At 59.2% G+C, this 13,673-nt stretch carries 14 protein-coding genes; 8 read left to right on the plus strand and 6 right to left on the minus strand.

Annotated features, from left to right (window positions below):
* The 5 genes from ACP7AJ_RS06895 to ACP7AJ_RS06915 all read left to right on the plus strand — a co-directional run.
* Positions 1 to 266, plus strand: a 266-nt coding sequence (locus tag ACP7AJ_RS06895; protein ID WP_426059463.1) for a GAF domain-containing protein, incomplete at its 5' end; no start/stop codon positions are given.
* Positions 267 to 887: 621 nt separating this feature from the next.
* Complete coding sequence (locus ACP7AJ_RS06900) at positions 888 to 1,556, plus strand: GAF domain-containing protein (protein WP_426059464.1); 669 nt, start codon at positions 888 to 890, stop codon at positions 1,554 to 1,556.
* 84 nt (positions 1,557 to 1,640) lie between these two features.
* The gene (locus ACP7AJ_RS06905; RefSeq protein ID WP_426059465.1) at positions 1,641 to 1,976 is read left to right on the plus strand and encodes a hypothetical protein; all 336 of its coding nucleotides are present in this window, start codon (positions 1,641 to 1,643) and stop codon (positions 1,974 to 1,976) included.
* Between the two features lie 407 nt (positions 1,977 to 2,383).
* On the plus strand, positions 2,384 to 3,823 hold the full coding sequence (locus tag ACP7AJ_RS06910) for an alpha-amylase family glycosyl hydrolase (RefSeq protein ID WP_426059466.1): 1,440 nt from the start codon (positions 2,384 to 2,386) through the stop codon (positions 3,821 to 3,823).
* 720 nt (positions 3,824 to 4,543) lie between these two features.
* Positions 4,544 to 4,957: a hypothetical protein gene (locus tag ACP7AJ_RS06915; protein ID WP_426059467.1), complete on the plus strand. Its 414-nt coding sequence runs from the start codon at positions 4,544 to 4,546 to the stop codon at positions 4,955 to 4,957.
* Positions 4,958 to 5,233: 276 nt separating this feature from the next.
* Here the strand turns inward: ACP7AJ_RS06915 and blaOXA are convergent, their stop codons facing one another.
* A complete protein-coding gene (blaOXA, locus tag ACP7AJ_RS06920) occupies positions 5,234 to 6,040 on the minus strand; it encodes a class D beta-lactamase (protein ID WP_426059468.1) in 807 nt (268 codons plus the stop codon).
* 124 nt (positions 6,041 to 6,164) lie between these two features.
* On the opposite strand from blaOXA, the gene ACP7AJ_RS06925 reads away from it, so the two are divergent.
* The gene (locus tag ACP7AJ_RS06925) at positions 6,165 to 7,124 is read left to right on the plus strand and encodes an aldo/keto reductase (RefSeq protein ID WP_426059469.1); all 960 of its coding nucleotides are present in this window, start codon (positions 6,165 to 6,167) and stop codon (positions 7,122 to 7,124) included.
* A 227-nt stretch (positions 7,125 to 7,351) separates the two neighbouring features.
* Here the strand turns inward: ACP7AJ_RS06925 and ACP7AJ_RS06930 are convergent, their stop codons facing one another.
* Positions 7,352 to 8,305, minus strand: a complete 954-nt coding sequence (locus tag ACP7AJ_RS06930; protein ID WP_426059470.1) for a transglutaminase-like domain-containing protein — start codon at positions 8,303 to 8,305, stop codon at positions 7,352 to 7,354.
* 348 nt (positions 8,306 to 8,653) lie between these two features.
* Between ACP7AJ_RS06930 and ACP7AJ_RS06935 the strand changes: the two genes are divergently transcribed.
* Together ACP7AJ_RS06935 and ACP7AJ_RS06940 are read left to right on the plus strand one after the other, a co-directional pair.
* Positions 8,654 to 9,511, plus strand: coding sequence for a helix-turn-helix domain-containing protein (locus ACP7AJ_RS06935; protein ID WP_426059471.1), 858 nt, complete (start codon positions 8,654 to 8,656; stop codon positions 9,509 to 9,511).
* 156 nt (positions 9,512 to 9,667) lie between these two features.
* Positions 9,668 to 10,084 carry a DUF983 domain-containing protein gene (locus ACP7AJ_RS06940; RefSeq protein WP_426059472.1) on the plus strand — a complete coding sequence of 139 codons (417 nt, stop codon included), beginning with the start codon at positions 9,668 to 9,670 and terminating at the stop codon, positions 10,082 to 10,084.
* Positions 10,085 to 10,144: 60 nt separating this feature from the next.
* Here ACP7AJ_RS06940 and ACP7AJ_RS06945 read toward each other — a convergent pair whose 3' ends face one another.
* The 4 genes from ACP7AJ_RS06945 to ACP7AJ_RS06960 form a co-directional block, all read right to left on the minus strand.
* Positions 10,145 to 10,504, minus strand: a complete 360-nt coding sequence (locus ACP7AJ_RS06945) for a hypothetical protein (protein ID WP_426059473.1) — start codon at positions 10,502 to 10,504, stop codon at positions 10,145 to 10,147.
* A 63-nt stretch (positions 10,505 to 10,567) separates the two neighbouring features.
* Positions 10,568 to 11,245 carry an alpha/beta hydrolase gene (locus tag ACP7AJ_RS06950; protein WP_426059474.1) on the minus strand — a complete coding sequence of 226 codons (678 nt, stop codon included), beginning with the start codon at positions 11,243 to 11,245 and terminating at the stop codon, positions 10,568 to 10,570.
* A gap of 100 nt (positions 11,246 to 11,345) precedes the next feature.
* Positions 11,346 to 12,320 (minus strand): hypothetical protein, encoded by a 975-nt coding sequence (locus ACP7AJ_RS06955; RefSeq protein ID WP_426059475.1) that lies wholly within the window; start codon positions 12,318 to 12,320, stop codon positions 11,346 to 11,348.
* A gap of 90 nt (positions 12,321 to 12,410) precedes the next feature.
* Positions 12,411 to 13,628 carry an acetate/propionate family kinase gene (locus ACP7AJ_RS06960; protein WP_426059476.1) on the minus strand — a complete coding sequence of 406 codons (1,218 nt, stop codon included), beginning with the start codon at positions 13,626 to 13,628 and terminating at the stop codon, positions 12,411 to 12,413.
* Between the last annotated feature and the right edge of the window lie 45 nt (positions 13,629 to 13,673).

Consider the following 13,673-nt stretch of genomic DNA (forward strand, 5'->3'; position numbering starts at 1 on the left):
TGGCGGCCGAAATCTGCGGCACCCCCATTGCCGCCATCAACCTGATTGCCGGCGACCGGCAGTGGTCGAAATCAGTCGTGGGCATTGAGGCCGTAAGCTCGTCACGGGAGAATTCGTACTGCGCGCACGCAATTTTCAACCCCGACGAACCCCTCGTGGTGTCAGACGCCCGCTACGATGAGCGATTTCATGACAACCCGAATGTCACCGGTGGTCTGGGCGTTGTTTTTTATGCCGGAGTGCCAGTGGAGGATGCCCAAGGTTAGGGCCTGGGTTCGCTGTGCGTTTGCCACATCCGGCCCCGGGAACTGTCGTACCTTAAACTGGAACCCATTAAGGCGCTGACCAAGCTCGTGAATACCCCCTTCCAGATCCGCCGTACACTAATGGAGAATGGAGAAAACGCGGGCACAGGTGCGGGCGGCCCAGCCCATGCTGCATGCCATCACTACTACAAGTCCCTCCTTGCATCCTGGCCTAACTGATTTGCAGGCACGCGCTCGATTGCACTAACTCCAGCAAGAAGCAAATACTTTAAACGGCGCATTGGCACTGCCTGAATTGTATTAAACTACTGTGTGCGTTTTCTAGTGAACCGTGGCTCAGGCAAAATATCTGTGTCAAGATTTTGCATTATTGAACTTGTATCCACCTAGTTACTATGGCCCTATACAAACCATGCTCTGCCAATATCAGAGTGCTGAACAAAAATATGAATTTTACCGTTTAAATTCGCTTACAAACGCCGTATAATCACTTTAATTTATAAAGATATAAATATTTCTCTGTACTGGAGATTGAGACTGTCCCACGAGACTAAATTTCTAAACCGGGCCAACTCGTATACAAGAACAACACTTTCGTTTTCCACCTTTTCTCTTCTACCCATGATAATTGCTCCTACCCACCCCGATGAATTTAACCGCCTACGCTCGCTGGGCGAACACAACCTGCTCGACACCCTACCCGAGGAGGTGTACGACGACATCACGCGCCTGGCGGCCGAAATCTGCGGCACCCCCATTGCCGCCATCAACCTGATTGCCGGCGACCGGCACTGGAGCAAATCGGCTCATGGCTTCGAAGGCGGAAGCCTGCCCCTGGAGCTTTCTTTTTGTGCCTATACCATTCTGAATCCGGACGAGGCAACAGTGGTCCCCAACCTGCGCTACGATGAGCGGTTCTTTGATAACCCGCTCATCGTAAATGAGCCCAACATCGCTTTTTATGCCGGAGTAGCAGTGAAGGATGCCCAGGGCTTGCCGATGGGCACCCTGTGCGTGCTTGACACCCGCCCCCGGGAACTGCCGGAGCTAAAGCTGGAGTCGCTCAAGGCCTTGGCCAAATTGGTTGGCACCCATTTTCAGCTGCGGCGCACCCAAATGATGCTCGATTACAAGCACCAACAGGTGAGTGACGCCCAACCCATTTTGCAGCGATTGATTGACGCCAGCAACATCTCAGTTGACAAAGCACCCGTTTCGGCGCTCTACATCAGCAATCTACGGCATGAGATGGCAAGTCTACAACAGGTACTAAAGCCGGCTTACCGGTAACTTTCACTATTCTCAATCCTAGGCTTACGCCTCTATAGCTTCCAAATCCAGCCACTCCTCATAATGAAATTCAAGAATTTTTTGGTGTCCACTCTGTCTGCCAGTGTCATCCTTCTCTCAGCTAGTGGCTGCAAAAAATGCAAAGGCGAAGAGCCCCGTGCGCGCATCACCAACAACGGGACTCAGAAAGCCAGTGTTCAGGTTAAAACTTCGGGCGGCAATACCATCAACATCAACAACGTAGACCCGGGTACTTCGTCTGATTACGCCAATTATGCCCCTGGGCAAGTCACGTTCACCATCACGGTGAACAACACCAACTACGTCAAGGCTACCGACATCAGCACGTGCTACCAGTATGACATTGTCATCGATAAGGCCAATACCATTACGGTAAATGGCGTCGACCGAAATGACTAATTCCTGACGTAACGCACCGGCTTTGCCCGCCAAGGGCGGAAGTAAGCACCTAACACGAAGACAACGGGCGTGGCCCGGCGGGATTATTAGCCTTTGCATGAGGCCGATAACCCCGCCGGGCCACGCCCGTCACTTGTTTAAAAACAGGTTGAAAGTAGTCTTGGAGTTGAATCCGTTTTTGAAGGCAATGCCAAGCAGGCTGTGTCGGGGTGGCCGAAGTGCAGCTCCGCCTCGCCACCCCGACACAGCCTGCTGTTCACCAAGCCGTCGATGCAGCAACCGCACTGCCGCAGCAGGCGCGGGAACAGGAACAGCATCAATGAAAACCAGGTGCCAATGCACTCGAGCTGATAGGCGCCGGGCTTGTGCCTCCGTAGCACCATGCCCAATGTTCTTTACATTGCGCCATGACTTTTGCCCCATTTCCTCCTTCGTTCTGGGCGCTGTTTTTGCCCCTGTTGTTGCTCGGCGCCTGCCAGTCGGGCCCCAAGCAAAGCGATGAATCCGGGACGGCCGCCACTGCGGCGCCAAACGCCACGGCATTTATCATTCGGCATCCAGCGTGGGCCTCGGCCGCCACTATTTACCAGGTGAATGTGCGCCAGTACACGCCCGAGGGCACCTTCCGGGCCTTCGAGTCGCACCTGCCGCGTCTGCAAAAGATGGGCGTGGGCATTCTGTGGCTGATGCCCGTTCACCCCATTGGCGTGAGCCACCGCAAGGGCACGCTGGGCAGCGCCTACTCTGTGCGCGACTACCGCGCCGTAAATCCCGAGCTGGGGTCTATGGCCGATTTGCAGCATTTGGTGCAGGCAGCCCACGGCCTGGGCATGCGCGTTATCCTCGACTGGGTGGCCAACCACAGCAGTTGGGACAATGCCCTCACCACCCAGCACCCCGACTGGTACACGCACGACAGCCTCGGCAACTTCCGCCCGCCCGTGGCCGACTGGCAGGACGTCATCGACCTCGACTACAGCAAGCCCGCCCTGCGCCACTACATGACCGAAAGCATGGCTTACTGGGTTAAAAACGCCGACATCGACGGCTTCCGGGCCGACGTGGCCGGACTAGTGCCCACCGATTTCTGGAACGACACGCGAACGGAACTAGAGAAAATCAAGCCGGTGTTTCTGCTGGCTGAGTGGGACGAGCTGTTTCCGCCCACGTTCATCAGCCGCAGCGAGTTTGACCCCAACACCCGCCTGCTGGAAAAGGCCTTTGATGCGGCTTATGCCCTGCGCCTGCACGACGTGCTCGACAGCCTGGGCCGGGGCCAGAAACCCATAGCTGAGCTGGCCCGCTACTGGGCCGCCGAGCGTCGCCTGTACCCGCCGGGCGTGAACCTGATGACCTTCACCAGCACCCACGACATCAACGCCTGGGACGGCAGCGAGTACGAGCGCCTTGGGGCTAACGCTCGGCCCATGGCCGTGCTCACGGCCCTGTGGCCCGGCATTCCCATGCTATATAGTGGTCAGGAAGCGGCCCTCAAGAAGCGCCTGCGCTTCTTCGACAAAGACACCATTCCGTGGAATGGGTACCCGTTGCAAAACTTCTACACGACGCTGCTGCAACTCAAAAAGCACCACCCGGCGCTGCTGAATTTTGACGCCGACAGCAAGTTCCAGCTCTTGCCCAGCCCACCCCAAACGGTTGCTTTTGAGCGCCGAAAAGACGACGCCGTGGTAGTCGTGGCCATTAACCTCGGGGCTATTCCACAACAAGTAGTGCTGGCTCAGTCCGCAAGCCCTACGGCCGTGCTTGACGTATTCACGCAACGCCCCGCCCCTACCGGCACCTTGCGTGTAGCCGCTCATGGCTGGCGGGTACTCGCCACCCGGTAGCCGCTACCGGGTGGCCATCAACTTTCCATCCCGCCCATGCTTGTTCCGCCGAACCCGTTACGGCCTTCGACTGGCAAAATCTGGTGTGGCTAGGCGAGCACACCCGGCTCTTCGCACTGGAAGTGCTTTTCCGCTGCGTGGTTACCCACCTGATGCTGCTGGCTGCGCTGCGCTAAGCAGCTGGCGTGATTTTAGCTGAGCATTCTCATCGGGCTCGGTTCTATTGCGAGCAATGCCATATTCTACTCGGAGGTGCCTATCAGCCACGCCATCATCGTTTTTGGGGTGGTGATGGGGCTGTACTGGCTGTTCAACTACTTCACCGGGATTTCGCCCAAATTCAGTGACTGCATGGAGGGAAAGAAATTTTGCTGCTTGAGCATGGCCATTTGAAGTGGCAGAATTTTCATCAGCAGAAACTTACCCAACATGAGCAATAAGTGCAACAGTAGCTACCTCAGCAACAGGTCTGGGGCTTTGCACTGACTAGCAACGGCTTCACGGAACAATGCCTCCTGCACCTCGTATACTTAGAATAAGTGTATCGTTTGGGCTATACCACTTTCCCCAGTGTTTGCACCAGCATACTGGTCTTTGCTTCAGCGGGCAACTTTATTAATGGTTGATGGGTGGCATCACTACCGTACAGCCCGAAGCTGGAGAACTTGCTTCTCATCCATTTCTCTATCCTCCTTTTCACTTTAGTTAAACCTGATTCTTATGGCAGCTGATGATTCGAATAACCGCAACAATGAAGACGCTGATGCTGAAAACGTGCATCGTCGCACGCAGCAGCAGGTAGCTAACGATGGCACCGACGCGCCCCGTCCCGAGAACGTGGGCGGCGTGAGTGCGCAGCAGCAAGGCGCCAACAAGCTGACTTCTTCTCCCGATAGCTTTGGCGACCATGGCGGCAACCGCAGCGGCACCAACGAAACGCCCCAGGACGCTAAGGGCAGCAGCAACCGCGGGGACCGCCCCAATAATGTAAACGACGGCGGTGGCCCCGATACCGAAAAAGCCAATCAAACCAAAAACACCACGGCCTATAATTCCGAGTACTCCAACGCCCGCTCGACCCCCAGCTCCGCCAACGACGGCGGCAAGATGGGTGATGCCGACAACCCAGCCTAGCCTGTCGGGGGTTCGTGCCAACGCCAATGGCCGCAAAAGCTAATCGGTGCCAGTGTGGCATTCGTTAGCTTTTGCGGCCATTGGCGCAATATTTAACCAGCCGCTAGTGCCCCACCACGAGTCGGCCAGTAGCCTATCCAGGCCAAAAGCACACTTACCAACGGCCTTGTACTTACTGCTGCATCAGGTAGCGCGCTATGGCACCCGCACCGCCGCCCACGAAAATTAGTAACCAGGAATAGTTTATAGCGGCAAACTTATGCAGCTCGGTGCAGCTTACTTTTTCAGGTAGCCCAGCTCGGTTAAAATCTGCTCGGTGATGAGGCGGCGGCCGGCAATAAAGCGTTGGTCGACGGGGACGCCGGCGTTGGGCTCCACGTTGAGGGCAAAGAAGTACACGGCACCGTTGGCCTGTTCCAGCCACCCCACAAACCAGCCGTTGTCGTGCCCGGCAGGGTTGGTCCAGCCGGTTTTGCCATAGAGGCGGTATTGCGGGGTTTGCTGTAGCAGCAGGAGTTGCTTGGTCAGCGTCTGGCTACGGGCCGAAACCGGCAATTTGTTGGCGTGCAGGCGGCGCAGAAATGCGATTTGCTCGAACTGCGTGATGCGCGACTTGCCCACCAGCCAAAACGAATCGACGGTGGTAGCCGTGGCAACCATTTTGCCGAACTTCAGCTTGGGCAAGATTTGCTGATAGCGCCTTGCTCCCACTGCCCGGGCCACCTGCTGGTAACAGGGCACGCACGAAACACGCAGGGCCTCGGCCTGGGTCATGTCGCGGTTCCAGGCACCGAAGGTGCGCTGCACGCCGTCCCATTTGAATACCTGGCTGGTGTCGCGAATGACACCGGTCTCCAACCCAATGATGGTGTTGGGAATTTTGAACGTGGAGGCCGGCAGAAAGCCCTGGCGGCAGCGTGCCGCATCAAATGCGGTGTAGCGGCTGGCCCTCGGGTCGAAAAGCAAAAACGAGCCATGCAGCTGCCGGGCCCGGAAATAGGCGCTGAAGTCCCGCTCTACGACGGTTGGTTTCGGCCCAAAGCTGCCGAGCCATAGCGGCAGCAAAAACAACAGAACACGCATAAGCTGACGATGAGACCCAAAAATATAGTAGCGGTGCCCAGCCATAACTCCGGAGCCTTGCCAGCGGTTAAAGACCTCAGCGGTGCCAGTGGCCCGATTGCACTTTACCCTCGGTTGTTACCTTATGCAAACTCGTGAACTTGGCCACTCTGGCCTCTCCATTTCGCCCCTCATGCTGGGCGGCAACGTCTTCGGCTGGACCGCCGATGAAGCCACTTCCTTCGCCGTGCTCGACGCCTTTGTGACCGGCGGCGGCAACGCCATCGACACGGCCGACGGCTATTCGGTGTGGGTGCCCGGGCACGTGGGCGGCGAGTCCGAAACCATCATCGGCAAATGGCTGAAGCGGCGCGGCCGGCGCGACGACGTGGTTATCGCCACCAAAGTAGGCTGGGAGGTCAACGCCGAAAACAAAGGCTTGGCCAAAAACTACATTTTGCGCGCCGTGGAAGGCTCGCTCAAGCGCCTCGGCACCGACTACATCGACCTTTATCAGTCGCACAAAGACGACCCCACCGTGCCCGTGGCCGAAACCCTAGAGGCCTACGCCCAACTGGTGAAAGAAGGCAAAGTGCGCGTTATCGGCGCCTCCAACTTCACCGCTGAGCGCCTGCAGGAATCGCTGACCGCCAGCCAGCAGCATGGCTACCCGCGCTACGAGACCCTGCAGAACCTTTACAACCTCTACGACCGGGAGGATTTTGAAAAGAACCTGGCGCCGGTGCTGCAGCAGAAAAACATCAGCGCCATTCCCTATTATGGCTTGGCGGCCGGCTTCCTCACCGGCAAATACCGTACGGAAGCCGATTTGCAAAAAAGCCCGCGGGGCGGTGGCGTGGGCCAGAAGTATTTGAATGAAAAAGGCCTCGGCATTCTCAAAGCCATTGATGTGGTTGCCGAACGTCAGCAGGTTTCGCCCGCTCAAGTAGCGCTGGCTTGGCTAATGCAGGCCCCGGGCGTGGCGGCGCCCATTGCCAGTGCTACCAGCGTGGAGCAGGTAACAGAGCTTCTCAAAGCCATTGAGCTGCAGCTGACGGCCGAGGACTTGCAGACGCTGGAACAGACGCAGCCGGCTGCAGTTTAGCGCATTTGCGCCTGGGGCCATAATGCCGAGCGGAGCATCTTGCTCACTTTATTGACAATTGTCTGTCATGCTGAGGCACGAAGCATCTTCTCACACTCAAGAACCGTTGTGGCGTGATAGGATGCTTCGAAAGGTCAGCATGACAGAGGTTTAACAACGACGCAGACGATATGCTTAGCTATCTGACCTCCGGTCCGCCGCGCTCTGCATGACGTTCTAACTTCCTATTACCTCACGTCCGCAAACTCGTACGTCCGCGTTACTTCCAAGGGTTTGCCATCGGCCTCGGCGTAGGGGTACACGAAGTAGTTGAGGGGCGCGGCGGCTTGGCGCGGCACCAGCACCACGTCGCGGCCGCGGGTGAATTCCACGCGGTTTTCGTCGTGAGCGCCGAAGAAATAGTTGCGCTTGCTGGGGTCCTTGGCGGCTTCGGAAGCGTCGACGGGCACCCAGCCGGTTTCAGTGGTGTAAAACTCGGCCCAGCAGTGGTAGCCTTTAATTTCACCCTTGCCGCGCTCGGTGGGCAGCGGCAGGCCGATGCTGAAGCGCGCCGGAATGCCCACCGCCCGGCAGTAGCCGATGAAAATGGCGTGGAAATCGGTGCAATTACCACGGCGGGCGTCGCAGGCGTAGTAGATGTCGCCACGGCCCCAGCCCTGGCCGCTTTTGTCGTAGGTTACGGTGCTCACCACGTGCTCGTAGATGGCGCGGGCTTTGTCGAGGTTGGTTTTGGCGCCGGCTTTGGTGGCTACTTTCTGGGCCTGCTGGCGGATTTGCATGTCGAGGGGCACGAGGCGGTCTGGGGCCAGCCAGCGGGCCATGTCGGGGTCGGCCTTCTCCTTATAAGTGGCTTTCTGGGCGGTTCCCGCAGAGTTAACTTTCAGGTTGAGGTGTTCGCGGCGGGTGATGGTAGCTGTCAGCTTTACTACCAGCGGCGTGGTGGGGACGTTGGCCAGCTGCAGGTGCAGCATCTGATTGCCGTAGGCGCCTTTCTCGATTTTGTAAGGCACGGGGGCCTCAATCTGGAGGTTGCGCACGTCCTGGCTGGCATCGGGGTGCGGCAGGGGCAGCCAAAAGTCGAACTCCTTGGTGCCGGCCGGAGGCACTGGCACGGTAGAGGTGCTAGTGAGCACAAACGTGCGGCTGCGGCGGGCCGGAGCGACCGGGTTATTTTCTGACATATTAAAGCTGGGCAGCAACACGCACGCCCCCAGCAGCCCCGCCCAAATGGCAGGGGAACTCAACAATAGCTTCTTCACGACAACAAGGCACTATAACGCTGCTAGCGGGCGTCGGTCGAGCTGGGAAGGCACCGCGAACAGCACCCCGCAACGGCCGCCTCTGCAGAAAGCGCCCGTTGACCACATGCCCGGGAGCATGCGCCAGTCAGGGCCAACCAGACCCCAGCAGTACACAAAGTTACCTCCTGCGGCGCGGCCGGGGCGCGCGGGGCGCGGCAGAGCAGCCCACACTATGGGCTTCAACCGCCCCCCTCCCCTATTTTCGCCTCTTTCAACTCCTGATTGCCTATGAAATCTGCTGGCCCACCGGTACTAGCGCTGGCCTCGTTTCCACAGCCGCAGGCCCGCGCGCCGTACTACTGCGAGCGGCTCGAAACGCACGTGGTGCGTTTCCCGCACGTGAACGTGCCGCACGCCCACGATTTCTACTTGATGCTCTACATCACCAAAGGCACCGGCACGCACACCGTGGACCTGGTGACGTATGAGCTACGGCCCGGCAGTGTTTTTTTTCTGGCGCCCGGGCAGGTGCACCACTGGGAACTAGGGGTGGACGCCCGCGGCTACGTGGTGTTTTTTGACACAGATTTCTATCTGTTCCGCTATCCCGGCAACGGCCTCTACGAGTACCCGTTTTTCGACAGCACCCACCCGCCGGTACTCTACCTGCCTCCTGCCGAAGCAGAAATCCGCCCGCTGGTCGAGCGCCTCCTCAGCGAGTACCAAACACCACAGCCCAATCAGGCCGCGGTTTTCCGGAGCTACCTGCACCTGTGCCTGGAACTGGCAGCCCGGCATTACCCCGCCCTGCCTGCCGCCGAAGCCAGCCCCGCCCTGCAGCAGATTCGCCAATTCGGGGCCCTGCTCAACCAGCACTACCGCACCAAGCGCAGCGTGAGCGACTATGCCGCTCTCCTGCACGTTTCGGCGAACCATCTCAACGCCCTGTGTCGCCGCGTGCTCAACAAGACGGCTAGCACGCTCATCCACGAGCGGGTGGTGGTGGAGGCGCAGCGCTTACTCAGCCATTCAGGGCTGGGTGTGGCCCAGGTAGCCTACGAGCTTGGGTTTGAGGATGCCTCGTATTTCGTGCGGTATTTCCGCAAGTACACCGGTACCACGCCCGAGGCGTTTCGGCAGCGTTGATTTGTCCTGTAAGCGCCAGCAATAGGGCTGCGAGGCTGCCTGCAGGGCCCAGTAGTTTTGTAGCAAGAAGCAAGGCGTAGCTTTTAAAGCTCCTCGCTAACATGCGGGCGCCCGATTTGCTCGTATAGTTTCCTGCTCACTTCACGTTCCCCGGTTATGGCTGTCCCCATCGAATCTTCCACCCTGGCGCTGCTCGCACTGCGCTGCCCGCGCTGCCACGAAGGCAAGCTCTTTTCAACCTCTGCGCTCAACGTCACCCAGTTTGCCCGCATGCCCGCCCAATGTCCCGTGTGCGGGCAGTCGTTTGAGCCGGAGCCGGGCTTTTACTTTGGTTCCATGTACATCACCTTCGCCTTCAACGTGGCTACCATGTTTGCCGTGGGCATTCCGCTGTACTTCTTTTTCGGCGACCCCGACACGTGGGTATACGTCGTGACGGTGACCGCCGTGGCGCTGCTGCTCACGCCCTTGGTGCTGCGCTACTCCCGCGCCATCATGCTGTATTTGTTTGGCGGCACGCGCTACGATGCCAACTGGAACAACCGCGGCCGGGTGCGGCAAGAGGTGGGGTAAAAAGGTAGCGACGGCCCACCTAAGCCCAGGCCTTGCTCTTGCCTGTCACTGGCTCGCTGGCTATTTCAATCGGGCGTGCACCAGTCTCATCAGGCCATTCAGGTCTGTGGTATCCATTTCCTCTGCCCCAATAAAGGGCGTCAGCTCGCCCGAGGCAGTAGCGGTGAAAGCCGCGGGCAGCTGCTGATGCCGCCATTGCGGGTAGTCGCGCACGAACTCCTCGCGGTGCAGAAAATCTACCGGCATCGGCAATGATTTGATGAATTCCTTCCACTCCGGCAGCATCTGAGTGGCCCCGTAGGTGATGCCGCAGAGCGAACACGGGTACGTGGCCGGCGACAACAGCTTGTGAAACATATTCTTCAGCCCGGGCAGCAGGCCTCCGGCGGCGTTATACACAAAAATCAGGCGCTGGGTCATAATGGCGGCAGGTAGTACGGGTAAGTTATACCCCATTTCAGTACCGCCAGTTTGGCGCGCATTTTAAAGCGTGCCAGTATCTGCGGCCAGGTGTTTCAGCAGCCACGCCACCACATCAGCGTCTACCTGTTCGCGGCACTCATCTAGGCCGTGGCGGCATTCGGGGTACAGGCGCAGCTCTTTGGGCTCCTGGGCGCGGACGTAAATGTTGCGGGAGCACGCATCGGGTAATATCTCATCGGCCTCGCCGTGCACCAACAGCAAAGGCCGCGGACTCACCTGCGGAACCAAGTCGGTGCCATAAGTTTGGCTACTCATGGCCACCACCGCCGCCACCCGGTTGCTGAGGGCCGCGGCCGAAATCACCACCGCTCCGCCAAACGAGTGGCCCACCAGTGCCACCGACTGGTAGCCGCGCTGCTGCACCAAGTACTCGACCCCAATCAGGGTATCTATCACGCAGTTCTCGAGTTCGTTGGGTCGGCGGTAGTGCAGGCGCAGCGAGGCAATGCCCTGCGCCGCCAGTTGCCCCGCCAGGCGCGGGTACATGCCCCAGGCTGGTCCGTCGAGCCCACCTCCCGAACCACCCACCCACACCACGGCTGGGGCCGCGGCGGGGGCTGGGTGCAGCCGGGCGGGCACACCCCCGGCGTTGGTGTTCAGCGTCAGTTCCTCCACGCCGTCTATGGTCTGATGGAAAGTGACCGATTCTAGGGTTAATTCAACCTGCTGCTGTGCCATAGCCGCCCATCAAAGTGGTAAGAGTATGCTGGCTGTACTGCGAAGGGCCAATTTGGTTGTGGTTGGGTTTAACGACAGACGTAAACATGGCAAGGCAGCTTTATGGCCGGCCCGGGTCCTTTTCCAAGCTCATCAGCAGCCCTTGCAGTTCCTGGCTCATCAGCCGCACCGAAGACTGCAGCTCATCGAGCATGTTGGCGCGTTGGGTTAGCTCGTCAGCCTCGTAGAGGCCGCCATTGCCAAATAACAGGGCCTGTTGCTCGCGGCCGGCTTTCGTATCGGGGGCGGCCAGCTGGCCGTAGCGCTGCCAACGCAGGCGGGTGTTGTGGGCCACTGAATTTTCGCCCCGGTTGCTGAAGGCCCTTTCGGTCAGCATGTACCACACGCCGGGCGGGTACACGCTTGATGCGGGAACTTCCTGCCACACATCGGCCAGCAAATTGCGCGGGTGATTGAAGCTCACCGTGCGGTGCGATGACAGCGTGAGCAGCCCCAGACTCGCCGTGAGCAGTCCGCCCCCAATTCCGAAAATGTACTGTACGGCCTGGTTGCTGCTTACCGTGGTGCCCACGCCCGACACGGCCCCCACGGCTATAGAAAGCACCGTGAGGCGCTGCACCCGGGTGTTGGCCTGCGCGTTGAGGTAGTTGGCTATCTGGTTGGCGCGCTCGCCTTCGCAGTCCAGCTCGGCGGACACGCTCGCCACGGCCACCGTCAGCAGCTGCAGGCGGCTTTGCACGCGCTGACGCTCTGCCAGCACAGCCAGCGTGTTGGCCGTGGAGGGTTGCAAACGAGCAACGCGCTCCAGCCGCACCAAGGCTTTGAGCTGAGGCAGCGCGCCGGCTGCGTTCGCTACCAGCAAGCTGCGGCGCGAAAAACGCGCCATCAGGCCGCTGTCCAGCATCGGCTCAATGGAGAGCAGCGGCGCGGTGGCAGGGTCGTAGGAGTACACCAGCGGCGGCACGCAGTACTCGGCATCGGTTTGCAGCGCGGCGCTTACGGTGCGTGTAGCCGTGCAGCTTCCCAGGCCCAGCAGCAGGGCACTATAGAGTAGCAAAAGGGTAGCTGTTTTCATAGAGCAGAAAGCATGGGTAGAGCCACAGCTCGGCGGTCAGCTTTGCAATAATATTGGTGAATACCAGACCTCTACGTGGTCACTGAGTAATTACTCATTTATAAGCAGCTGCGCACACTGCCGGGCAATTTCTAACTCTTCATTGGTTGGAATAACCAGAATTCGCACCCGCGACTCTGGCCTGCTCAAGTCGCGCAGGCCCGGGGCCCGCTCCTGGTTTTTAACCTCATCCAACTGCAAACCGAAGAACTCCATATCCTGACACACTCGGGCGCGCACCATGGCATCATTCTCCCCTACTCCCGCCGTGAAGACAATCGCATCCAGCCCGTTAAGTGTGGCCGTGTAGGCACCTATGTATTGGCGAATGCGGTAGGCATAGAGGTCATAAGCCAGCGCAGCGCGGGCATCGCCGGCATCCAGAGCCCGGCCGATATCGCGCATGTCGTTGGACCCGGCAAGGCCCAGCATCCCGCTTTGCTTGTTGAGCAGCGTGCTTACTTGCTCGGGCGTGTAGCCCAGCTGCACCTGCAAGTGCAGCAGCACCGAAGGGTCGATGTCGCCGGAGCGGGTGCCCATCACCAGACCGCCCAGCGGGCCAAACCCCATGGTGGTGTCCAGAGACCGGCCGCCGCGCACTGCCGCCATGCTGCACCCGTTGCCGAGGTGGATGGTGATGAGCCGGGCATCGGGCTGGTCCAAATAAGCAGCAGCCTGCGCGGCCACGTACTGGTGGCTGGTGCCATGAAAACCGTATTTGCGAATGCGCTGCTCCTCATACAGCGCCGTAGGCAAGGCGTAGCGGTACGCGTGTTCGGGCATGGTTTGGTGAAAAGCAGTGTCGAACACTGCCACCTGCTGGGCGTGAGTGAAGAGACGCTCAGCTACTTCTATACCCAGATAGTTGGCCGGGTTGTGCAACGGCACCAGCACAAACAAACGCTTAATTTCCGCCTTCACTTCCTCCGTAATGAGCGCCGTGGCGGCGAAGGCTTCGCCGCCGTGCACCACGCGGTGCCCCACCACGGCAATCTCGCTCGGGTCCTGAATCACGCCGCTGGGCTGCTCCGTGAGCAGGCGCACTACCTCTCGCAGGCCAACTTCGTGGTCGGGCAGCGGGAGCGTATAGAATTGCTCGGTCGGCGGAGCACCCTCGGGAGCCTGCAGGTCGAAAACCTTGTGCCGAATGGTGGCCTGCTCGGAGCCAATGCGCTCCACCAGGCCGCTGCAAACCGGCTGCTCGGCCGGCCATCGGAAAAGCTGGTACTTAATGGAACTGCTGCCAGAGTTGACGACGAAAATGTTCATGAGGAGTGTAGCGTGGACTTTTAGTCCGCGAGTGGGATGGGTTGT

The organism is Hymenobacter sp. B1770 (assembly GCF_049896385.1).
In the GTDB taxonomy this organism is placed as follows: Bacteria; Bacteroidota; Bacteroidia; order Cytophagales; family Hymenobacteraceae; genus Hymenobacter.

What these genes read in the sequence shown, in the direction of transcription:
- ACP7AJ_RS06900 (WP_426059464.1), top strand. Translation starts at nt 888, where the DNA reads ATGATAATTGCTCCTACCCACCCCGATGAATTTAACCGCCTACGCTCG.
- ACP7AJ_RS06910 (WP_426059466.1), top strand. Translation starts at nt 2,384, where the DNA reads ATGACTTTTGCCCCATTTCCTCCTTCGTTCTGGGCGCTGTTTTTGCCC.
- ACP7AJ_RS06915 (WP_426059467.1), top strand. Translation starts at nt 4,544, where the DNA reads ATGGCAGCTGATGATTCGAATAACCGCAACAATGAAGACGCTGATGCT.
- blaOXA (WP_426059468.1), bottom strand. Translation starts at nt 6,040, where the DNA reads ATGCGTGTTCTGTTGTTTTTGCTGCCGCTATGGCTCGGCAGCTTTGGG.
- ACP7AJ_RS06925 (WP_426059469.1), top strand. Translation starts at nt 6,165, where the DNA reads ATGCAAACTCGTGAACTTGGCCACTCTGGCCTCTCCATTTCGCCCCTC.
- ACP7AJ_RS06930 (WP_426059470.1), bottom strand. Translation starts at nt 8,305, where the DNA reads ATGTCAGAAAATAACCCGGTCGCTCCGGCCCGCCGCAGCCGCACGTTT.
- ACP7AJ_RS06935 (WP_426059471.1), top strand. Translation starts at nt 8,654, where the DNA reads ATGAAATCTGCTGGCCCACCGGTACTAGCGCTGGCCTCGTTTCCACAG.
- ACP7AJ_RS06940 (WP_426059472.1), top strand. Translation starts at nt 9,668, where the DNA reads ATGGCTGTCCCCATCGAATCTTCCACCCTGGCGCTGCTCGCACTGCGC.
- ACP7AJ_RS06945 (WP_426059473.1), bottom strand. Translation starts at nt 10,504, where the DNA reads ATGACCCAGCGCCTGATTTTTGTGTATAACGCCGCCGGAGGCCTGCTG.
- ACP7AJ_RS06950 (WP_426059474.1), bottom strand. Translation starts at nt 11,245, where the DNA reads ATGGCACAGCAGCAGGTTGAATTAACCCTAGAATCGGTCACTTTCCAT.
- ACP7AJ_RS06955 (WP_426059475.1), bottom strand. Translation starts at nt 12,320, where the DNA reads ATGAAAACAGCTACCCTTTTGCTACTCTATAGTGCCCTGCTGCTGGGC.
- ACP7AJ_RS06960 (WP_426059476.1), bottom strand. Translation starts at nt 13,628, where the DNA reads ATGAACATTTTCGTCGTCAACTCTGGCAGCAGTTCCATTAAGTACCAG.